General features: G+C 47.2%; 20 protein-coding genes and 1 tRNA gene. 10 read left to right on the plus strand and 11 right to left on the minus strand.

Translation table 11 applies throughout. The features are described from left to right. Positions 1 to 272: 272 nt before the first annotated feature. From PSI17_RS06950 to xerD, 6 genes are all read right to left on the minus strand, one after another. Positions 273 to 346, minus strand: a tRNA-Gly gene (locus PSI17_RS06950). Positions 347 to 516: 170 nt separating this feature from the next. Continuing rightward, a complete protein-coding gene (gene lysS, locus PSI17_RS06955; RefSeq protein WP_273551280.1) occupies positions 517 to 2,031 on the minus strand; it encodes a lysine--tRNA ligase in 1,515 nt (504 codons plus the stop codon). A gap of 9 nt (positions 2,032 to 2,040) precedes the next feature. Beyond that, positions 2,041 to 3,139, minus strand: a protein-coding gene (prfB, locus tag PSI17_RS06960; RefSeq protein ID WP_273551281.1) for a peptide chain release factor 2 whose coding sequence is annotated in 2 segments (ribosomal slippage) — positions 2,041 to 3,063 and positions 3,065 to 3,139 — 1,098 coding nt in all. Because the reading frame shifts where the segments join, the coding sequence is not laid out codon by codon here. A 158-nt stretch (positions 3,140 to 3,297) separates the two neighbouring features. Continuing rightward, positions 3,298 to 5,031: a single-stranded-DNA-specific exonuclease RecJ gene (gene recJ, locus PSI17_RS06965; protein WP_273551282.1), complete on the minus strand. Its 1,734-nt coding sequence runs from the start codon at positions 5,029 to 5,031 to the stop codon at positions 3,298 to 3,300. An 83-nt stretch (positions 5,032 to 5,114) separates the two neighbouring features. Further along, positions 5,115 to 5,816 carry a bifunctional protein-disulfide isomerase/oxidoreductase DsbC gene (dsbC, locus tag PSI17_RS06970; RefSeq protein WP_273551283.1) on the minus strand — a complete coding sequence of 234 codons (702 nt, stop codon included), beginning with the start codon at positions 5,814 to 5,816 and terminating at the stop codon, positions 5,115 to 5,117. A 32-nt stretch (positions 5,817 to 5,848) separates the two neighbouring features. Then, on the minus strand, positions 5,849 to 6,727 hold the full coding sequence (gene xerD, locus PSI17_RS06975) for a site-specific tyrosine recombinase XerD (protein ID WP_443256012.1): 879 nt from the start codon (positions 6,725 to 6,727) through the stop codon (positions 5,849 to 5,851). Positions 6,728 to 6,905: 178 nt separating this feature from the next. On the opposite strand from xerD, the gene fldB reads away from it, so the two are divergent. Beyond that, positions 6,906 to 7,424, plus strand: a complete 519-nt coding sequence (gene fldB / locus PSI17_RS06980) for a flavodoxin FldB (protein ID WP_273551321.1) — start codon at positions 6,906 to 6,908, stop codon at positions 7,422 to 7,424. 20 nt (positions 7,425 to 7,444) lie between these two features. Here fldB and PSI17_RS06985 read toward each other — a convergent pair whose 3' ends face one another. From PSI17_RS06985 to PSI17_RS06995, 3 genes are read right to left on the minus strand one after another with little or no spacing between them, the layout of a single operon-like run. Next, positions 7,445 to 7,885 carry a protein YgfX gene (locus PSI17_RS06985; protein WP_273551285.1) on the minus strand — a complete coding sequence of 147 codons (441 nt, stop codon included), beginning with the start codon at positions 7,883 to 7,885 and terminating at the stop codon, positions 7,445 to 7,447. Beyond that, the gene (sdhE, locus tag PSI17_RS06990) at positions 7,866 to 8,132 is read right to left on the minus strand and encodes an FAD assembly factor SdhE (RefSeq protein ID WP_273551286.1); all 267 of its coding nucleotides are present in this window, start codon (positions 8,130 to 8,132) and stop codon (positions 7,866 to 7,868) included. The genes PSI17_RS06985 and sdhE overlap by 20 nt, the downstream gene beginning before the upstream one ends. Positions 8,133 to 8,169: 37 nt before the next feature. Further along, the gene (locus PSI17_RS06995; RefSeq protein ID WP_273551287.1) at positions 8,170 to 8,304 is read right to left on the minus strand and encodes a hypothetical protein; all 135 of its coding nucleotides are present in this window, start codon (positions 8,302 to 8,304) and stop codon (positions 8,170 to 8,172) included. Between the two features lie 78 nt (positions 8,305 to 8,382). On the opposite strand from PSI17_RS06995, the gene ygfZ reads away from it, so the two are divergent. Both ygfZ and PSI17_RS07005 read left to right on the plus strand, forming a co-directional pair. Continuing rightward, complete coding sequence (gene ygfZ / locus PSI17_RS07000; protein WP_273551288.1) at positions 8,383 to 9,384, plus strand: tRNA-modifying protein YgfZ; 1,002 nt, start codon at positions 8,383 to 8,385, stop codon at positions 9,382 to 9,384. Between the two features lie 16 nt (positions 9,385 to 9,400). After that, entirely contained in the window at positions 9,401 to 10,006 is a 606-nt protein-coding gene (locus PSI17_RS07005; RefSeq protein ID WP_273551289.1) for an HD domain-containing protein, read from the plus strand. 11 nt (positions 10,007 to 10,017) lie between these two features. Here PSI17_RS07005 and PSI17_RS07010 read toward each other — a convergent pair whose 3' ends face one another. After that, positions 10,018 to 10,581, minus strand: a complete 564-nt coding sequence (locus tag PSI17_RS07010) for a YagU family protein (protein ID WP_273551290.1) — start codon at positions 10,579 to 10,581, stop codon at positions 10,018 to 10,020. Positions 10,582 to 10,817: 236 nt separating this feature from the next. Here PSI17_RS07010 and yiaK point away from each other — a divergent pair, with 236 nt between their 5' ends. Genes yiaK through PSI17_RS07045 form a run of 7 tightly spaced genes read left to right on the plus strand, consistent with a single transcriptional unit; the run spans position 10,818 to position 17,856 of the window. Beyond that, positions 10,818 to 11,816 (plus strand): 3-dehydro-L-gulonate 2-dehydrogenase, encoded by a 999-nt coding sequence (gene yiaK, locus PSI17_RS07015; RefSeq protein WP_273551291.1) that lies wholly within the window; start codon positions 10,818 to 10,820, stop codon positions 11,814 to 11,816. A 42-nt stretch (positions 11,817 to 11,858) separates the two neighbouring features. Beyond that, positions 11,859 to 13,385: an FGGY-family carbohydrate kinase gene (locus PSI17_RS07020; protein WP_273551292.1), complete on the plus strand. Its 1,527-nt coding sequence runs from the start codon at positions 11,859 to 11,861 to the stop codon at positions 13,383 to 13,385. Further along, on the plus strand, positions 13,382 to 14,032 hold the full coding sequence (gene ulaD, locus PSI17_RS07025; RefSeq protein WP_273551293.1) for a 3-keto-L-gulonate-6-phosphate decarboxylase UlaD: 651 nt from the start codon (positions 13,382 to 13,384) through the stop codon (positions 14,030 to 14,032). Before PSI17_RS07020 ends, ulaD begins: the two co-directional genes overlap by 4 nt. Positions 14,033 to 14,036: 4 nt before the next feature. Next, on the plus strand, positions 14,037 to 14,897 hold the full coding sequence (locus tag PSI17_RS07030) for an L-ribulose-5-phosphate 3-epimerase (RefSeq protein ID WP_273551294.1): 861 nt from the start codon (positions 14,037 to 14,039) through the stop codon (positions 14,895 to 14,897). Beyond that, complete coding sequence (gene araD, locus PSI17_RS07035; protein ID WP_273551295.1) at positions 14,891 to 15,589, plus strand: L-ribulose-5-phosphate 4-epimerase; 699 nt, start codon at positions 14,891 to 14,893, stop codon at positions 15,587 to 15,589. Before PSI17_RS07030 ends, araD begins: the two co-directional genes overlap by 7 nt. Positions 15,590 to 15,592: 3 nt before the next feature. After that, entirely contained in the window at positions 15,593 to 16,990 is a 1,398-nt protein-coding gene (locus PSI17_RS07040) for a glycoside-pentoside-hexuronide (GPH):cation symporter (protein ID WP_273551296.1), read from the plus strand. Between the two features lie 11 nt (positions 16,991 to 17,001). Then, positions 17,002 to 17,856, plus strand: a complete 855-nt coding sequence (locus tag PSI17_RS07045; protein ID WP_273551297.1) for an SMP-30/gluconolactonase/LRE family protein — start codon at positions 17,002 to 17,004, stop codon at positions 17,854 to 17,856. Positions 17,857 to 17,922: 66 nt separating this feature from the next. Here the strand turns inward: PSI17_RS07045 and gcvP are convergent, their stop codons facing one another. Further along, positions 17,923 to 20,799 carry an aminomethyl-transferring glycine dehydrogenase gene (gcvP, locus tag PSI17_RS07050; protein WP_273551298.1) on the minus strand — a complete coding sequence of 959 codons (2,877 nt, stop codon included), beginning with the start codon at positions 20,797 to 20,799 and terminating at the stop codon, positions 17,923 to 17,925. Between the last annotated feature and the right edge of the window lie 29 nt (positions 20,800 to 20,828).

Raw genomic sequence — 20,828 nt, forward strand, 5'->3', positions numbered from 1 at the left:
TCAATTAACAAAGATAACCCGTTGCCATCCGCCAACGTATAGGCTTTTTCCTTTGCTTTAGCTCGCTTGATCACTAAGTCTGTCAGCTTCATAACCCACCAATATTGATTCAGCTATAGAAGAAAATGCATAGGGAATTCTATACAAAAAACTATACAACAAATTGCATAGATTTAGAAAGACGACACCAGACTTAGAGATAATGAAATACTGATAACTATTTTATTTAACTGGATTTAGTGGACTTTTATTGACTTCAAGAGAGGTTAATCTGGAGCGAGTGAAGGGAATCGAACCCTCGTATAGAGCTTGGGAAGCTCTCGTTCTGCCATTGAACTACACTCGCATCAACGAAGTGATGCTGTCAAATATATACCTGTTACTGAATCTCATCAAGTAGTATATCGTCAGCATTTGTCTATATTTCAATCTGTTGTTTAAGTCTTTTTAATGAATATAAAAAAACGTCCTGTCCGGTTAACCGGGCAGGACGTTTCAGGGGTTAATCAAAAATGATTATTTATGCGGACGCATCGCCGGGAACAGGATAACGTCACGGATGGTATGGCTGTCAGTGAATAACATCACCATACGGTCGATACCAATCCCTAAACCTGCTGTTGGCGGCAAGCCGTGCTCCAACGCAGTGATGTAATCTTCATCGTAGAACATCGCTTCATCATCGCCTTGATCTTTCTGGCGAACCTGCTCGGCAAAACGCTCAGCCTGATCTTCCGCGTCGTTCAGCTCCGAGAAGCCGTTACCAATTTCACGACCGCCGATAAAGAATTCAAAACGATCGGTAATGAATGGATTATCATCGTTACGGCGTGCCAGCGGAGAAACTTCTGCCGGATATTCCGTAATAAATGTCGGTTGAATCAGGTGGCTTTCTGCGGTTTCTTCAAAGATTTCACACTGGACGCGACCCAAACCCCAGCCTTTTTCAACATCAATGCCCAAGGTTTTCGCGATAGCAACCGCTTTATCCATATCATCCAGATCGGCCATGTTGGTTTCCGGACGGTATTTGCAGATCGCTTCTTTCATGGTCAGCTTGGCAAAAGGTTTACCAAAATCGAACGCTTGTTCGCCATATTTCACCAAGGTTGTACCCAAGACTTCTTGTGTCAAAGTACGGAACAAATCTTCGATCAGTACGATCAGATCTTGGTAATCCGCATAAGCCATGTAGAGTTCCATCATGGTGAACTCTGGGTTGTGGCGCGGAGATACACCTTCGTTACGGAAGTTGCGGTTGATTTCGAAAACACGCTCAAAACCACCGACGACCAAACGCTTCAGGTACAGTTCCGGCGCAATACGCAGGTACATGTCGATATCCAGCGCATTATGGTGCGTGATAAATGGACGCGCACTTGCACCACCGGGGATCGCCTGCATCATTGGCGTTTCGACTTCCATGAAGTCTTTTTTAATCATGAAGCTGCGTAATGCCGACATCACACGGGAACGGATCTGGAATGCCTTGCGTGATTCATCATTCGAGATCAGATCCAGATAACGCTGACGATAGCGAGTCTCCTGATCCGCCAAACCGTGGAATTTATCCGGCAGTGGACGCAATGCTTTGGTCAGCAGATGCAGTTCAGTACAGTGGATGGAGAGTTCACCCGTTTGAGTTTTAAACAGATTACCGCGTGCGCCTAAAATGTCACCCAAATCCCATTTCTTGAACTGAGTGTTATAAATGCCTTCCGGCAGGTCGTCACGGGAAACGTAGATCTGAATGCGGCCACCCATGTCTTGCAAGGTTGCAAAAGATGCCTTACCCATGATGCGGCGTGTCATCATGCGACCGGCAACACTTACTTCGATGTCCAGCGCTTCCAGTTCTTCCTTAGTCTTGTCATCGTATTTTGCGTGCAGATCTTCGGAAATGTTTTCGCGACGGAAATCATTGGGGAAAGCAATGCCGTTGCTGCGCAGGGCAGACAGTTTTTCACGGCGGGTTTTCAGTTCGTTATTTAAATCAGGAGCCTGTTCAGCCCCTTGCTGTTGTTGCGACATTTTAGTTCCTCATAGGCCAGCTTTCAGGCTTGCTTCAATGAATTTGTCCAAATCCCCATCCAGCACAGATTGGGTATTGCGGGTTTCTACACCGGTACGCAAATCCTTAATGCGGGAATCATCCAAAACGTAAGAACGGATCTGACTGCCCCAACCGATGTCTGATTTGTTCTCTTCCATTGCTTGCTTATCAGCATTCTTCTTCTGCATTTCCAGTTCGTACAGTTTTGCTTTCAACTGCTTCATCGCCTGGTCTTTGTTTTTATGCTGAGAACGGTCTGTCTGACATTGGGTGACAACTCCCGTCGGTACGTGGGTAATACGCACTGCCGATTCGGTTTTGTTAACGTGCTGACCACCCGCACCAGAGGCACGGTATACATCAATGCGTAAATCAGCCGGGTTGATTTCGATATCAATATCATCATCCACTTCTGGATAGATAAAGGCCGAGCTGAATGATGTATGACGGCGACCACCTGAATCAAAAGGGCTTTTACGGACTAAGCGATGGACGCCCGTTTCGGTACGCAACCAACCGTAAGCATATTCACCAATGATTTTGATAGTGGCAGATTTCAAACCGGCAACTTCACCATCCGACTCTTCAATGATTTCAGTCTTAAAGCCCCTGGATTCAGCCCAACGCAGGTACATGCGCATCAGCATGCTGGCCCAATCCTGTGCCTCAGTCCCCCCCGATCCCGCCTGAAGATCCAGATAACAGTTTGCGCTGTCATATTCGCCAGAGAACATGCGACGGAATTCAAGTTGGCCGAGTTTTTCTTCTAACTGTTCCAATTCAGCGACGGCTTCATTGAAGGTTTCTTCGTCATCAGCTTCAACGGCCAATTCCAGCAGGCCGTTCACATCTTCCAATCCCTGAGAGAGCTGCTCAATGGTTTCTACGATGATTTCAAGTGATGAACGCTCTTTACCCAACGCCTGCGCCCGTTCCGGTTCATTCCAGACATCAGGCTGTTCGAGTTCAGCATTGACTTCTTCTAAGCGTTCTTTCTTGGCATCATAGTCAAAGATACCCCCTCAGAACGGCTGTCCGTTCAGACAGGTCCTGAATGTGATTTTTTACCGGATTAATTTCAAACATATTTTGTGTCTTATACGTTGTGTATTATGAATAAACGATGGTCGCATGGATATTTTCGAACCGTGCATTGTAACGGATCTGGCAAAGGGTTTACACCCTTCGTCTTTTAAATTACGGCCTTGCTGTTAGCTGAGTGTAAACCTTCAATTTGAGTGCATTCAATACGGCCAAATATGCTGGATCAAAAGCTGGAGATCACGATTACCACGAAATTCGTTTATATCCAGCTTATAGGCCAATTCTACCGTTTTGATACTGTTATCCGGCCAGCGGCTGACATCAATGTTAAATGCGATGCCATCTAATATCGGCCCGCCATTTAATGGCTCAAGCATGACTTTCAGGTGCTTTTCACCCACGATGCGCTGTTGCAATAGCTTGAATTTGCCGTCAAAAACCGGCTCCGCAAATGCCTGCCCCCACGGGCCGCCATCACGCAGAATTTCCGCTACTTCCAGTGATAATTCGCCCAATGCTAATTCACCGTCGCTCCAAACGACGCCTTCAAGTTGGGCAATATCCATCCAGTCAGCGACCAGCTCGGAAAAATAGCGCTGAAAGAGGTCAAATTTGTCTTGTTCAAGCGACAATCCCGCTGCCATCGCATGCCCGCCAAACTTCAACATCAGCCCCGGATGCAGGGTATCAAGGCGCTCAAGGGCATCGCGCATATGCAGGCCATTGACGGAACGCCCTGAACCTTTCAACGTCCCCTCCCCCGCCGGAGCAAAAGCAATGACCGGACGGTGAAAACGTTCTTTAATGCGTGAAGCCAAAATCCCCACAACCCCCTGATGCCATTCAGGATGGTAAATGGCCAGCCCGTAAGGGAGCTGAGTATGGGTTCGCTCAATGTTATCGCAAATCTGCAAGGCTTCTTGCTGCATGCCCTGTTCGATTTCCCGGCGAGTTTGGTTCAGGCCATCCAACTCACAAGCGATTTGACGAGCCTGTATCATGTCATCGGCCAATAATAACGCCACCCCAACCGACATATCATCCAGACGGCCAGCGGCATTTAATCGTGGCCCCAATGCAAACCCCAAATCACTGGCAGCCAATTTTGTCGGTTCCCGCTTGGACACTTCGAGCAAAGCGCGTATTCCCGCACAGCAACGTCCTGCCCGAATGCGGTTTAGTCCTTGATAGACCAGAATACGGTTGTTGGTATCGAGGGGAACCACATCTGCCACGGTTCCCAGTGCCACTAAGTCCAGCAGTTCCGCCAGATTCGGTAATGGAATGCCTTGTTGGTCAAACCATGCCAATTGACGCAATTCTGCCCTGAGTGCGGACATCAGGTAAAAGGCGACACCCACCCCAGCCAATGCCTTAGAAGGAAAGGCGCAGTCAACTAAATTGGGATTGATAATGGCGTCCGCGGCTGGCAGTGTTTCAGCCGGTAAATGGTGATCCGTGACGATCACCTTGATACCGTGTTGATGGGCGGCGGCCACACCATCATGGGATGAGATCCCATTATCCACGGTGATAATCAGATCCGCGCCTTTTTTGACAATTTCATCCACCACCTGAACGCTCAATCCATAACCATCTTCAAAACGGTTTGGAACAAGGTAATCAAGGTTGCGATATCCCATCGCACGCAAGGCGCGAATGCTCAATGCGGTACTGGTTGCGCCATCCGCATCGAAATCGCCGACAATCACGATGCGCCAATGTTCCTGTAATGCCGTGACCAGCAAGGCAATGGCTTGCTCAATTCCATTGAGGGATTGGTAATTAAGCAACCCCTTTGCACCCCGTTCCAGCTCATCAGCTTGACGGATACCGCGCATGGCGTATAAGCGGCGCAATAATGGATGGATATTGTTGGGAAGATGGCCAGAATCCGCCGCCGGCCGGCGGCGGAGTTGTATTTCTCTATTCACAGTTTCTTATTCACTGGTTTTTTTATTAACTGATTTTTATTTACTCACTGTATGCACTTAATGGAATACATTAGCGATTTCGATTATTCGCCATGTTGTTCCAACGTAGCCAGTAAATCCTTCGGTGACAAGTAACCACCCAGCACGCTGCCGTCTTTCAGAACAATCGCCGGGGTGCCTTGAACACCAAACTGCAAGCCCAGATTGTATTGTTTCGCAATATCCGTCTTACACGCTTTGATTGGAGAGACTTTTTCACCTTTGAAAACAGCGTTCAGTGATTTATTCGGTGTCGCACTGCACCAAATGGACTGCATATCTTTGGCGGATTGGTGTTGCAAGCCATGACGAGGAAACGCCAGATAACGAACCGTGATCCCCAGATCGTTGTATTCCTGCATACTCTCATGCAATTTGCGGCAATAACCACAGGTAATATCCGTAAACACCGTCACAACGTGTTTTTCTTTTGGCGCTTTGTAAGTAATCATTTGATTTTTCAAAGCCTCCAGTTTTTTAACCAGCACCTGATTGCTGACATTTTTCGGCACGTTGCCGCTAATATCATAAAGTGGTCCCTGTAACAGATATTTACCATCATCAGACAGGTAAACAACACCATGTTCGGTTAAAACCGCATTCACACCAGACAGTTGTGATGGCGTGATACTTTCTGCCTTAAGTCCCATTTTAGACAGCGAGTTATTGATGGCACTCTCATCAGCAAAGGCATTGCTGATAACAGTACTCAACAGTAATGAAAGGCAAAACGCAATCTTGTTCATTATTCGTTCCTTATTTTCATCTGACCCGGTCGCTAGCCACGGGGATGATGTTGTTGATGCAGCACTTTGAGGCGTTCGGTTGCTACATGAGTGTAAATCTGCGTTGTGGAGAGATCACTATGGCCCAGCAACATCTGCACAACACGTAAGTCCGCGCCATGATTAAGTAAATGTGTTGCAAAAGCATGACGTAAAACATGGGGTGACAAGCGCTCAGCATCAATGCCTGCCAACACGGCATAGTGCTTGATCCGATGCCAGAACGTCTGGCGTGTCATCTGTTTTCCCCGCTTGCTGGGGAAAAATACATCAGATACAGCACCATTCAATAACCACGGACGCCCATGTTCCAGATATTTCTCCAGCCAATAAACGGCTTCTTCTCCCAAAGGAACCAATCTTTCCTTATTGCCCTTACCCACTATTCTGACCACGCCCTGACGTAAGCTCACATCGGATAAGGTCAGGCCAACCAGTTCTGAAACCCGCAATCCACAAGCATACAGCACTTCTAGCATGGCCTTATCCCGCAGTTCAATGGGTTGGTCAACCAAAGGCACGTTGAGCAAATCTTCAACTTTCTGTTCGCTTAAATCCTTGGGTAAACGTTTGGGCAGTTTAGGTGCAGATAATAGTGCGGTTGGATCATCTTCCCGCATTCTTTCACGATATAGGTACTGAAACAACCGCCGCATTGCACTCAGCAGCCGGGCTGAACTACTGGCTTTATAACCGCCATCGACTCGTTCAGCCAAAAATGCTTGTAACTCTATCGACGGTACTGAAAGTAAATCATGACCATGATGCACCAGCCAATTGTTCAAGGCTTGTAAATCCAGCCGATAAGAAGCCAAGGTATTCTCGGCCAGATTTTTTTCCAGCCAGATGGTATCGAGAAATTGCTCTATCAGGGGATTAGCGGGTGAATGCGGTTCCGATAAATGGTTATCTGATAGGTTGTGTTTTCTTGGCACAAGCCCTCCTTATCTGTCTGCTTATCTGCGCCTTCCGATCGGCTATTATGCCTGAAAAAGAAATTATTCTGTTACAATACCGCCCCTGATATTCGAAATTCCCTGATAACTAATGATGAAAATTGGTCTTTTTTACGGTTCCAGCACATGCTATACAGAAATGGTAGCAGAAAAAATACGCGATATACTCGGTGAAGATCTGATCGACCTGCATGATGTCAAGGATTGCGATCCTCGCTTGATGGAAGAATATTCTGTCCTGATCCTCGGTATCCCTACTTGGGATTTTGGGGAATTACAGGAAGATTGGCTGGCGATTTGGGATCAGCTTCCCTCGTTAGATCTGGCAGGAAAAATCGTTGCCATGTATGGCATGGGTGATCAAATCGATTATAGCGAGTGGTTTCTGGACGCATTAGGCATGCTGTATCACCATCTGCGGCCGACAGGTGCACAGTTTATCGGGTTCTGGCCAACAGACGGTTATGAATTTACCAGCCCGAAACCTTTAGCCGAAGACGGCAAACATTTTGTCGGGCTGGCGCTGGATGATGTCAACCAATTCGAGCAAACAGATGAACGTTTGAGCGAATGGTGTATGCAGATATTAGCTGAAATGGAAGCCCTGTTTTAACCGCTGTTTTCGCTGTGATGTTATCTGTTGTTTTTATTGCCAGAATATTGGCGCATCAGTTGATTTAAATGGCGCCACGCTGTGGGCGACATACTGTCTGATGCTATCCATAGTCGGATTGGCGGTTGGTCGCGCCGACTAAAGGCATGGAGCATGACAACCATTCCACAACGATGGAACCACGGTGGTTGGGCAATGCTCCACGCGGCGTTTTGCCAGTGTACTTTGTTGCCTTTGAACAGCACCAATCTTCCCTGACACTGCCGGATATTTTTCTGGCTCCATGCCCAACTGCTGCTGATGATGGCAAACAAGAGAAACCAAAAAAATGGCAACCACAAACAGGCACTGTTAATCGGCCAGGGTGCCAACAAAGCAGCCATTGCGGCACCGCCATGTACGCCCGTGGAAAACAGGCGAGTATGGCGAGATCCCCTTAATTTATTGCTCCACAGGACCACGGGCTTGGTTTCTGCTTTGGATCAATTTCACCATATGGTAAAGCTCCTCATCTTCAGGCCGTCCATGATTCATGAGCCAATTGAAAAGGTCAGGGTCCGGGCACTCCAGCAAGCGAACGAAAATCCGTTTGTCATCATCACCCAATGAATCATATTCATATTCAAAAAATGGCATGATAGAAATATCCAGTTCACGCATTCCACGACGACATGCCCAGTGAATACGTGCTTTATGACCAATATCCATGTTTAAAAAGCCTCTTTATCATTTTTATTCGTGCCAGTTAGGCGGCAACAAGATTATCAACGATTCTGGCCTGTTTTTCATCCTCTGCACAGGGAGAATCACACGTTATATCGACAAGATGCGAAGCGTATCGCAACAGATTAGTCGTGCGTTCATTATCCAGCAATAGCACGAAGAACTCCTTTGCATTAAGCGACTTCTCTTTTACCATTAGCGTTACTTCTTAGATAGCTGACTGGCAGGAGTTGTTATGGCTTACCAAATCCCGTTTTCTGCACAATATCCATCCCCTTCTGCAACACTCCCACTGACTTTAATCTCCCTTGATGATTGGGGAATAGTGACAGTGATTGGCGCTGATGCGGAAAAATACCTGCAAGGTCAGATGACGGCTGATCTTACCTCCTTGAATGATAACCAGCATGTGTTAACTGCCCATTGTGATGCCAAAGGCAAGATGTGGAGCAACTTACGGCTGTTTCAGCGTGGAGAAGGTTTTGCCTATATTGAACGCCGTTCACTATTGGAAACGCAGCTAACCGAATTGAAAAAGTATGCCGTGTTTTCCAAAGTGACATTTGCCAAAGACGAAGAAAATATCTTGCTCGGTGTCGCCGGTACAGGCAGCCGAGAAGCGCTGGCAACACGCTTCCCAACCTTGCCCGACACCGAATCCCCGGTTATCCAGCACGAAACCACCACCCTTCTCCACTTAGCGCTTCCCACTGAACGTTTCCTGTTAGTCACGGACAAAACCACGGCCACTGACTTAGCTGAAACGTTAGTCGAAGAGTTTCAATCGCAGTTGAATGATAGCCAGCAATGGCTGGCGCTGGAGCTTGAAGCGGGGTTTCCGGTGATTGATGCCACCAGCAGTACACAATTTATTCCGCAGGCAACCAACCTTCAGGCCATCGAAAACAGTATCAGCTTTAAGAAAGGTTGTTATACCGGGCAGGAGATGGTGGCCCGCGCCAAGTATCGTGGTGCAAATAAGCGAGCCATGTACTGGCTGGCGGGTAATGCTGCTTCCCTGCCTGCCGCTGGCGATGATTTGGAGTGGCAATTAGGCGATAAATGGCGGCGGACAGGTTCAGTGTTGGCGGCGGTCAAACTGGTTGATGGTTCAATCTGGGTACAAGTTGTGATGAATAATGATATGGAAGCCGGGAGTGTATTCCGTATCCGTGACGATGAAGGCAGCGTTCTGACTATTCAAACATTGCCTTATTCACTAAACGAAGAAAAATAATTATTGGAGTTTATGTATGTCGTTAGCTGTACCTCCTGTTGATTTCGGCCCTTTTACCGATGTCATTGCGTTTATTATGGAGCTGGATAAATTAAAATATGTCCATCGCAAAACGAAGTTATTGAACAATGCGCGCCATGAAAACTCCGCTGAACATAGCTGGCATTTTGCGATTGCCGTGCTTGGCTTTGCGCCTTATGCCGGGGATGTGAACATTAGCCGCGTCGTACAGATGGCGTTGATTCATGACATTGTTGAGATCGATGCGGGTGATGTTATCGTTTTCGATTTGGCTGCCCGTGAAGCCATTCACGAACAAGAGGTTAAAGCGGCTGGCCGTATTTTTGGCTTACTGCCGGAAACACAGGGAGAATACTTTCTGCAACTTTGGCACGAATACGAAGACGCCATCACACCGGAAGCACGTTTTGCGAAAACACTTGATCGAATTATGCCGGTCTTCATGAACCTGCATAATCACGGGCAAAGCTGGGTTGAGAATAACATTCGCTTTGAGCAAGTTTATAATCTGCTCCAATTTGTTGCTGAAAGTTACCCTGAACTGTGGCAGTACCTGCTGCCACAGTTAGAAGCAGCAAAAGAAAAAGGCTGGTTAAGCTAATTCCCCCGCCTTTATCTTCTAAATAAGCTGTCAGGCGTTGTTTCTGACAGCTTGATTTCCTCATTTCTCGTCATTCGGTGACGGATATCATGCCTGAAAACTTCAATGGTCCATATCCAGAGAACACTTCCGACGATTTCAGAGAATATCTCATCAAAAGACAACGCCCAGAGAGGAGACGCCCAGCCATTGATGGGTAAGATGATGCCGTGGCAAACGATGACCACGATCAAAGCGAAAACAGCACCATGCCACAGTTTTACAATCGGAAAAATTTCTGCCAGGAGGGAGTAGAAAATGGCCAGTATGATCGAAAAAAGATGATGAACGCCGGCCACGCCCCAATTGATGAGGTGGCCTGAGTAATGATAGATCATGTCGTTGACTTGACCTCCCCAAGCCTGAAGCATCTCGGCAGGAGGAATGGCACTACCGGCTATTCTGGGCGGCAGGAGGTTTTCACTTCCCCATTTAACCAAACTGGCAATATTTCCACCCAGAAAACCGCCCCAGAAAGCGGTGCCATAATGTCGGGTATTTTTTTTATTAATGGGTAAAATTGAAGATATATTCATCCCGATCACCTCATAATATCGCGAGTGGTTATCTTATTTTCATTAAGATAAATTAACATTTTTAAACCATTTCTAATGTCCCCTCTCTCTTTCACCTTATATACGTATTCTGAGATGAATTGTTTAAGTTCAAATACATACAATTAAATAAATACAATATTGTATCAACCGAAACTATCGCATCGTGTTATTTCAGGTTCTCGTCATCGGTCAAAACTTAAAGTAAGGAAGAAGACGTGCAAGTCACTTTCGAGCAATTAAAAGAACAATTTACCCAAGTCCTGTTAGCGCGGGGCGTTCAGGCTGAAACCGCAAACGCCTGCGCAGAAATGTTTGCCAGCACCACGGAATTTGGCGTGTATTCGCACGGCGTTAACCGTTTCCCCCGATTTATTCAGCAGCTTGATGCAGGGCATATTATTCCCGATGCCAAACCCGTGAAAGTTGCGTCTTTGGGAGCGATTGAACAGTGGGATGCACAACAAGCCATCGGTAATCTGACGGCTAGGCAGATGATGAACAGAGCCACAGAATTGGCGGCAGAATATGGCATTGGTTTGGTCGCATTACGTAATGCTAACCATTGGATGAGAGGGGGAAGCTATGGCTGGCAGGCTGCGGAGAAAGGATTTATCGGGATCTGTTGGACGAATTCCATTGCTGCCGTGCCGCCTTGGGGGGCAAAAGAGTGCCGTATTGGTACAAATCCATTAATCATGGCCGTACCGGGTAATCCCATCACTTTGCTTGATATGTCAATGTCGATGTTTTCTTACGGGAAATTAGAAGTCAATCGATTAGCCCGGCAACAACTCCCTGTCGAGGGGGGCTATGATGATGATGGCAAGTTAACCAGAGATCCCGCAACCATCGAGAGAAACCGCCGGATTTTACCCATGGGATACTGGAAAGGTTCCGGCTTGTCCATCGTGTTGGATCTCATCGCAACCTTGCTTTCAAACGGTTCATCGGTCGCGGAAATTACACAAAATCATGGTGATGAATATGGCGTTTCACAGGTATTTATCGCCATTGAAGTGGATAAGTTGATTGATGGCCCTTCGCGGGAAGAAAAGCTGAAAACCGTCATGGATTTTATTACCTCAGCAGAACGCGCAGATCCCGATACCGCCATTCGGTTACCGGGTCATGAATTGCTGCGCAGGCAAGCAGAAAACCGGCGAAATGGCATGACCATTGACGATCGGGTATGGGAGAAAATTAAAACACTCTGAGAGAAATATCCACGATGGTAGAAAGCATTAAGGTTGCATCCTATGAGCAAACATAACCGTAGTTTCTGTCTGGGCATTGATTGTGGCGGCACTTATCTTAAAGCGGGTTTATATGATGAACGCGGACAAGAGTACAGTATCGAGCGCACGCCCCTGAGAACCATCACGCCTCAGCCGGGATATGCAGAAAGGGATCTCAACGAGTTGTGGCATACGTTAATTGCGACGGTCAGTCATTTATTGAAAAACAGTGGCACCCAAGGTCAGCAGATTAAAGGCGTGGGGATTTCGGCTCAAGGCAAGGGTTTGTTTCTTCTAGATAAAAATAACGCACCGCTGGGTAACGGGTTCCTTTCCTCCGATCGGCGGGCGACAGAAATAGTGAGCCAATGGCAGCAACAAGGGATGTTGGAAAAGTTATATCCCCATACGCGCCAGACGCTTTGGACAGGCCATCCCGTCTCTCTGTTGCGCTGGATCAAAGATAACCAGCCTGAACGCTATGACCGCATTGATGCCCTGATGATGGCGCACGATTATCTCCGCTGGTGCCTTACGGGCGAAAAGGGCTGTGAAGAGAGCAATATCTCTGAATCTAACCTCTATAACATGAATACGGGAGCTTATGATCCTACCCTTTCCACCCTGTTGAATATTAGTGAAATTGACAGCGTTCTTCCCCGCATCGTAGGTTCAACTGAGATTTGTGGAGAAATTACCCCACAAGCCGCCGAATTAACAGGATTGGTTGCAGGCACGCCCGTGGTCGGGGGGCTGTTTGATGTGGTTTCTACCGCACTTTGCGCGGGCCTGCAAGACGAATATACCTTGAATGCCGTGATGGGAACTTGGTCAGTCACCAGTGGTATCACTGATCAACTGCGTACACATGAGCCACACCCTTATATTTATGGACGTTATGCCAATACGGGGCAGTATATTGTTCATGAGGCCAGTCCCACGTCGTCAGGTAATCTCGAATGGTTTTCCACCCTCTGGGGAAAAATGCCGTTTGAAGAAATGAATGCTGCCGTGAACCATCTTCCCAAAGCGTCCAGCGAACTTTTTTTTCTTCCCTTTCTTTATGGCAGCAATGCCGGGCTGGACATGACGGCTGGATTTTATGGTTTACAATCCAGCCATCATCGCGGTCATTTGCTGCAAGCTGTCTATGAAGGCGTTATTTTCAGTCACATGACCCACCTGAAACGCATGTTAGCGCGTTTCACCAAAACTCAAACGATACGGGTCATGGGCAGACCGGCTCACTCCAAAGTCTGGATGCAGATGTTTGCCGATACCAGCAATCTGCCCGTGGAGCTGCCTCAGGTGAAAGAAACCGGTTGTCTGGGCGCCGCATTGGCCGCTTTCGTTGGCACAGGTCACTACAAAGATTTTACGGAAGCCCAACAAAATTTAGATTACCCCCTCTATACCCTTGAGCCGGATCGAGATTCACATCCAGCCTACCTTAATAAAAAAATTAAATATCAGCTACTGATTGAATCACTTCACAACTTTCATTCCCAATGCAAATCACGGGATACACGGGAGGAAAGAGGAATATGAACCGCCCATTACTGCAACTGGCATTGGATCATACCCGTCTGGACTCGGCGTTACGGGATGCTCAGTTATTACGCGACGAGGTTGATATTGTTGAAGCGGGGACGATCCTGTGTCTTTGTGCAGGAAATAACGCCATCCGTCAACTGCGTCGCCATTGTCCGGGCAAAATTATTGTTGCAGATTGGAAAGTCGCTGATGCAGGTGAAATTCTGGCAGCACTGGCTTTTGATGCCGGTGCAGACTGGATGACGGTGATTTGTGCTGCGCCGCTGGCAACCATAGCAAAAGCCCATCATTTGGCAAGCCAGAGAAATGCCGGCATCCAAATTGAATTGTTTGGCAATTGGACATTCTCTGATGCAAAAAATTGGCATTCTGTTGGTGTTCGCCAAGTGACCTATCATCGCGGACGTGATGCACAAGCCAGTGGGCAAATATGGGGTGAAAAAGATATCTCCTGCCTGAAAAAACTCTCCGATATAGGATTCGCGATTTCCATTACCGGTGGCATTGTGCCGGCCGATCTTCCCCAATTTAAAGACATTTCTGTACAGGCTTTTATTGTCGGTCGGGCGTTATCTGGCGCAACCCAACCCAGGCAAGCGGCTCAAGCGTTTCATACTCAACTTACTGAAATCTGGGGGTAGCCTAATGCGTATCCATCCTATGGGTATCTATGAAAAAGCATTGCCAAAAAATCTGACATGGGCAGAACGCTTATGTTTGGCAAAAAGCTGCGGTTTCGATTTTGTTGAAATGTCGGTGGATGAAACAGATGAACGTTTGTCACGATTGGACTGGGATATAAAAACACGCCTTGAACTGGTCAGGAATACGTTGGAAACCGGCATTGGCATTCCTTCCATGTGCTTATCTGCGCATCGGCGTTATCCCTTTGGCAGCCATGATGAAACAGTACGGCAAAGAGCGTATGACATTATGTCAAAGGCTATTCATCTCGCCCGGGATCTTGGGATCAGAACCATCCAACTGGCCGGTTATGACGTTTATTACGAAAAACATGACCAAGCAACGGAACAGCGTTTTGCCGAAGGGATGGCGTGGGCCGTTCAGCAGGCTGCCGGAGCACAGGTCATGTTGGCAATGGAAATTATGGATACTGATTTCATGAACTCCATCACCAAATGGAAAGCGTGGGATGAAATGCTGGCTTCGCCCTGGTTTAGTGTTTATCCCGATATGGGTAATTTAAGTGCCTGGGGAAATGATGTCTCAGCAGAACTCAAGCTTGGCATCAACCGCATCTCGGCCATTCATCTCAAAGATACTTATCCGGTCACCCCCACCCACGCCGGGCAATTCCGTGATGTTCCGTTCGGGCAGGGATGTGTCGATTTTGTCGGCCTATTCAGGACACTTCATGAATTGAACTACCGAGGGACATTCTTGATAGAAATGTGGACAGAAAAAGCCGAAGAACCGGTCTTTGAAATTATACTGGCGCGTCGCTGGATCGAAGCACGTATGCAGGAAGGAGGTTTTGCATGTTAGAACAACTGAAAGCCGATGTGCTGGCTGCAAATCTGGCACTGCCAAAACATCATTTAGTGACATTCACATGGGGAAATGTCAGCGCGATTGATAAATCACGCGGTTTAATGGTGATTAAACCCTCCGGTGTCGAATATGATGACATGCAAATCGATGACATGGTCGTGGTTGATATCGCGAGCGGGATGATTGTGGAAGGAAGTAAAAAACCGTCGTCTGATACGCCAACCCACCTCGTATTGTATCGTCATTTCCGGGAGATCGGGGGGATTGTGCATACCCATTCCCGCCATGCCACTATTTGGGCACAGGCCGGGCGATTTTTGCCGCCTCATGGCACAACACATGCCGATCATTTTTACGGGGCGGTGCCTTGTACCCGATTAATGACCAAACAGGAAATCAATGATGATTACGAATTGCAAACCGGGAACCTCATCGTTCAAACCTTTGCAGAACAACAACTCGACCCCATGAAGATCCCCGCCGTTTTAGTTCATTCCCACGGGCCTTTCACATGGGGAACCAATGCAGCGGACGCGGTACACAATGCAGTGGCACTTGAAGAGTGCGCTTATATGAGTTTGTTCTCCCAACAATTAAATGCTGAAATCACCTTCATCCAACAGGCGTTATTGGATAAACATTATTTACGCAAACATGGCGCTAATGCCTATTATGGTCAGAAATAACCCATGAAAGAAAAAATTTCTATTCTGGAAAAGGTGGGATATGGGTTTGGCGATGCCGGTTGTAATATTGTTGGCGGTGCTGTTTTCCTATTTTTGAATTTTTATTATACCGATATCTATGGCCTCAATGCGACCACCGTTGCGGCTATTTGGCTGGGTGTCAGGGTTATTGAAGCAATATCAGATCCTTTTATTGGTTATATTGCTGACAGGACACATACACGGTGGGGGAAATTCAGGCCCTATATTCTTTTTTTTGCCTTTCCCTATGCTTTATTTTCAGTATTAATGTTTACTGTGCCAAACCTGAATTATACAGGTAAAGCCATTTACGCATTCATCACTTATCTGATGATGTCAGTCACTTATTCATTGGTTAATATCCCCTATTGTTCATTAGGGAGTGTGATTAGCAGCAATAATAGTGAACGCGTTTCCTGTCAAAGTTTCCGGTTTATGGGGGTCGGCATTGCGACGCTGATTCTGACATTATCATTATTACCTTTGGTTAACTTCTTCGGTCATGGCGATAAAGCCAAAGGTTACCATGACGCCATTATTCTGCTGACCTCTGTCGGATTGGTGATGTTTATACTCTGTTTCTCTTTGGTTCGTGAGCGTATACGCCCTGTCACGCCGACAAAAGATTCAATCGTCAAAGATTACCGTGACATCCTGAAAAATGATCAATGGCTTCGTTTATTACTGGTCACCTTTCTCAATGTGTTACCCGGTTTTATCAGAATGGCATCCATCATGTATTTTCTGACATGGGTGATCCATGCCAGTGAAATATTCACCACCCTCTTTTTAAGTGTTGGCGTTATGGGTATGACATTGGGTAGTGCCTTAGCCAAACCACTGAGTGATTATTTTTGTAAATTGAAAATATTTTATTGGGTGAGTTTATTCATGACCGGTCTTTCCTTGCTGATCTATTTTATCCCGGCAGACAGGCATTATTTGATGTTATTTGGATACTTTATTTTAAATGTTGTCCATCAGATTGCCCAGCCAATTAATTGGTCAATCATGGCTGATATTGATGACTATGGTGAATATAAATCAGGCAAGCGTTTAACGGGTATTAATTTTTCCTGTAATTTGCTCGCGCTTAAATTAGGGCTGGCGCTTTCTGGTTCATTAGTCAGTGGTGTATTGGCGTTTGTTGGTTATGATGCACATCAACCATCACAGAATGCTCATGCTCAATTATCAATGGTTATGCTGTTTACTGTTATCCCGGCATTAGGTTATTTGTTAACGGCAATTTCAGTGAAATTACTGAAAGTCGATCGCCGTGCAATGAAAGAGATTTCGTATAGATTAACAAAAAGAAGGGTAAGCTCGGCACAAGTGAGAAATGTAGAACCGGAAAATAATATCATTCCCAGAAAATAATAGGTGTAACGATGAATATACATTTAGAAAAACTTTGTTCTCCGGCTATTTGGGCAGAAGGCCCGGTTTGGCTGCCAAATGAAAATGCAGTGATTTTCAGTGATGTTAAAGGAAATAGGATGTTCCGCTGGTCAGAGGATGAGGGTGTCAGCCTATGGCGGGCATATTCTCATTATGCGAATGGGAATGCGTTAGATAATGAAGGGAGGCTGATTAGCTGTGAACATGGGCGGCGAGGTATTTCCCGGACAGAAAAAAACGGTCACGTCACGATGCTGGTTGATAGAATCGACGGTAAAAGATTCAATTCACCGAATGATGTTGTGGTACGCTCTGACGGGACAATTTGGTTTACTGATCCCCCTTATGGGATCATCAGCGATGAAGAGGGATATAAATCAGAAAGTCAGGTCATTGGTTGCTATGTCTATTGCTACGATCCCAGTGATGACACGATTTCTATCGCCACCATTGATGTCCAACGCCCGAATGGGCTTGCGTTCTCTCCCGATGAAAAATGGCTCTATGTCGCCGACATGTCTATTCTCGATTTCCCTTCGCATGGAAGACACGAGCTTCTCATCTATCCCGTGCAGGGCAAAACTTTAGGGCGTGGTAAACGTTTCGCTACAGTCTCTCCCGGGTTCCCGGACGGATTCTGTATTGATCAATCCCACCATGTTTATTGTAGTTGTGCCGATGGCGTTTTAATTTTTGACCGAGATGGCACAGAAATACATAAAATCCCGCTGCCTGAATGTGTATCCAATTGTACGTTAGGCGGAATTAACGGTGATCAATTGTATATTACGGCAACAACATCGTTATATCGGGCTTCTGTCACCGAGTTTGTGTTGATCAGGTAAAAAAGCAGCATTAGAAACATTTTCTAACGCTGCTGCTTTCGTTGGGTTTCGTTAATTGGCTTATGATTAACGATAATCTCCAATCGGTGCACAAGAGCAATGTAAATTGCGGTCACCGTAAACATCATCAAGGCGTTTCACTGTCGGCCAGTATTTATTGGCTTTGGTTTCCACCGTCGGGAAAACGGCAATTTCACGGCTGTATGCGTGATCCCAGTCAGAAACCAATTCAACCTGAACGTGCGGCGCATTAACCAGTGGGTTATCTTCCAAAGGCCATTCTCCGTTTGCCACTTGGCGGATTTCTTGCCGAATCGCCAGCATGGCGTCAATAAAGCGATCAATTTCAACTTTACTTTCTGATTCCGTTGGCTCAACCATCAAGGTGCCCGCGACCGGGAATGACATGGTTGGCGCATGGAAACCATAGTCAATCAGACGCTTGGCGATATCCATCTCACTGATGCCGAATTCTTCTTTCAAGGGGCGGATATCCAGAATACATTCGTGGGCAACGTACCCATCTCGTCCGGTATAGAGGATTTCATAAGCCCCTTTCAGGCGGGCGGCAATGTAGTTTGCATTCAGGATCGCCACCTGACTGGCTTGTTTCAGCCCTTTTGCCCCCATCATGCGAATATACATCCAGCTAATCGGCAGAATGGATGCACTGCCAAATGGCGCGGCGGATACAGCACCTAATGTCGTGACACCATCCATTTCAACCACGGAATGACCGGGCAAAAAGGGTGCAAGATGTTTTTTCACGCCAATCGGCCCCATGCCCGGGCCGCCGCCGCCATGTGGAATACAGAAGGTTTTGTGCAGGTTCAGGTGCGAAACATCTGCACCAATAAAGCCCGGCGTGGTGATACCCACTTGAGCGTTCATGTTGGCACCATCAAGGTAAACCTGACCACCATGTTGATGAATGACTTCACAAATTTCACGGATGGTTTCTTCATACACTCCGTGAGTGGATGGGTAAGTCACCATGATGCAAGCCAGATCGTCACGGTGTTGTTCCGCTTTTTCACGCAAATCTGCCAGATCGATGTTGCCTTCTTTGTCACAGTTGACGACAACAACGGTCATCCCCGCCATATGGGCAGAAGCCGGATTAGTGCCGTGGGCAGAACTTGGGATCAGGCAAACATGGCGATGTTGTTCACCACGGCTGGCATAATAGCGACGAATGGCCAACAGCCCCGCATACTCCCCTTGTGCACCGGAGTTTGGCTGCATACAAACAGCATCATATCCCGTCAAGAGCACCAACCAATGGGAAAGCTGGCTGATCAGTTGGTGATAACCCTGCGCTTGTTCTGGCGGGCAGAAAGGGTGCATATCGGTAAATTCAGGCCAGGTAATCGGCATGATTTCCGCTGCGGCATTCAGTTTCATGGTACATGAACCCAGCGGGATCATGGCTTGGTTCAGCGCCAGATCTTTACGCTCCAGACTGTGCATATAACGCATCATGTCGGTTTCGCTGTGGTAACGGCGGAAGTTTTCATGGGCCAACATTTCGTCATTACGCAGCATGGAGGCTGGAATAGATTGGCTGCCTGTCGCGGCTTCACGATCCAAGGCAGCAACATCCAGTATTGCCTCCGAACCCGTGATCACTTGGAACAGCGTGATCAAATCATCCCGGCTGGTCTTTTCGCTCAATGACACGCCAACCGCACCAAGAATATCGGTACGCAGGTTAATTTGCGCTTTCGCCGCTCTTGCCAGCACCTGCGCTTTATCTGACACTTCGATGGCCAGCGTATCAAACCAGGTTTGATGACGCAGTGTGATGCCCGCTTGTTGCAGGCCGGCAGCCAGAATATCGGTCAGTCGGTGGATACGGTTAGCAATGCGCTGCAAGCCTTCTGCACCATGATAAACGGCGTACATGCCGGCGATATTCGCCAGCAAGACTTGAGAAGTACAGATATTGGAGTTCGCTTTTTCACGGCGAATATGTTGCTCGCGGGTTTGCATCGCCATGCGCAATGCCCTGTTACCCGCTGCATCTCGGGAAACCCCGATAATACGCCCCGGCATGGAACGCTTGAATTCATCCCGGCAAGCAAAGAAGGCCGCATGGGGGCCGCCATAGCCCATCGGCACACCGAAACGCTGGGCGGAACCAAATACAATGTCAGCCCCTTGTTGACCCGGCGCGGTCAGGATGACCAGTGCCATCAAATCCGCGGCAACACTGACAATGATCTTACGCGCTTTCAGTGTTGCAATCAGGTCGCGGTAATCGTGGACTTCCCCCGTGGTACCGACTTGTTGCAGCAGGACACCAAAGATACCTTCCAGTTCCAGTACTTTTTCTGCTTTATCAACAATGACGTCAAATCCAAAAGTTTCGGCGCGGGTACGCACAACATCCAAAGTCTGTGGATGAATATCATCGGCCACAAAGAAACGTTCAGCCCTTTTCAGTTTGCTGATCCGTTTTGCCATTGCCATGGCTTCTGCGGCTGCCGTTGCTTCATCCAATAGTGAAGCAGAGGCAAGTTCCAATCCCGTCAGGTCAATGGTGACTTGCTGGAAGTTCAGTAAAGCCTCTAACCGGCCTTGGGATACTTCGGGTTGATAAGGGGTATATGCGGTATACCAGCCGGGATTTTCCAGCAAATTACGCAAAATGACGGGGGGAAGTATTGACGGTGAATACCCCATACCGATATACGATTGATAGCGCTGGTTCCGGCTCGCCATCGCTTTCAATTCAGCCAATGCCTGTTGTTCAGTCGCACTTTCACCAATCGCAGGAGGCTCTGATAATGCGATATCACGAGGAACGATTTTATTGGTCAGCTCATCAAGAGAATGTGTACCGACTATTGCCAGCATCTCTGTTTGCTGTTTGGCAGAAGAACCAATGTGACGGCGAATGAATTCACCTTGATTTTCAAGTTGGGTTAGTGTCTGGGTCATTGATGATAATTTCCTGAAACTCGCTATGC

Source organism: Xenorhabdus sp. IM139775 (assembly GCF_028598745.1).
Lineage (GTDB): Bacteria > Pseudomonadota > Gammaproteobacteria > Enterobacterales > Enterobacteriaceae > Xenorhabdus.

Bases quoted from the DNA above. Each gene is read 5' to 3' on its own strand.
- lysS (WP_273551280.1), bottom strand. From the start codon at position 2,031: ATGTCGCAACAACAGCAAGGGGCTGAACAGGCTCCTGATTTAAATAAC.
- dsbC (WP_273551283.1), bottom strand. From the start codon at position 5,816: ATGAACAAGATTGCGTTTTGCCTTTCATTACTGTTGAGTACTGTTATC.
- fldB (WP_273551321.1), top strand. From the start codon at position 6,906: ATGAAAATTGGTCTTTTTTACGGTTCCAGCACATGCTATACAGAAATG.
- sdhE (WP_273551286.1), bottom strand. From the start codon at position 8,132: ATGGATATTGGTCATAAAGCACGTATTCACTGGGCATGTCGTCGTGGA.
- ygfZ (WP_273551288.1), top strand. From the start codon at position 8,383: ATGGCTTACCAAATCCCGTTTTCTGCACAATATCCATCCCCTTCTGCA.
- PSI17_RS07005 (WP_273551289.1), top strand. From the start codon at position 9,401: ATGTCGTTAGCTGTACCTCCTGTTGATTTCGGCCCTTTTACCGATGTC.
- PSI17_RS07010 (WP_273551290.1), bottom strand. From the start codon at position 10,581: ATGAATATATCTTCAATTTTACCCATTAATAAAAAAAATACCCGACAT.
- PSI17_RS07020 (WP_273551292.1), top strand. From the start codon at position 11,859: ATGAGCAAACATAACCGTAGTTTCTGTCTGGGCATTGATTGTGGCGGC.
- ulaD (WP_273551293.1), top strand. From the start codon at position 13,382: ATGAACCGCCCATTACTGCAACTGGCATTGGATCATACCCGTCTGGAC.
- PSI17_RS07030 (WP_273551294.1), top strand. From the start codon at position 14,037: ATGCGTATCCATCCTATGGGTATCTATGAAAAAGCATTGCCAAAAAAT.
- araD (WP_273551295.1), top strand. From the start codon at position 14,891: ATGTTAGAACAACTGAAAGCCGATGTGCTGGCTGCAAATCTGGCACTG.
- PSI17_RS07040 (WP_273551296.1), top strand. From the start codon at position 15,593: ATGAAAGAAAAAATTTCTATTCTGGAAAAGGTGGGATATGGGTTTGGC.
- PSI17_RS07045 (WP_273551297.1), top strand. From the start codon at position 17,002: ATGAATATACATTTAGAAAAACTTTGTTCTCCGGCTATTTGGGCAGAA.
- gcvP (WP_273551298.1), bottom strand. From the start codon at position 20,799: ATGACCCAGACACTAACCCAACTTGAAAATCAAGGTGAATTCATTCGC.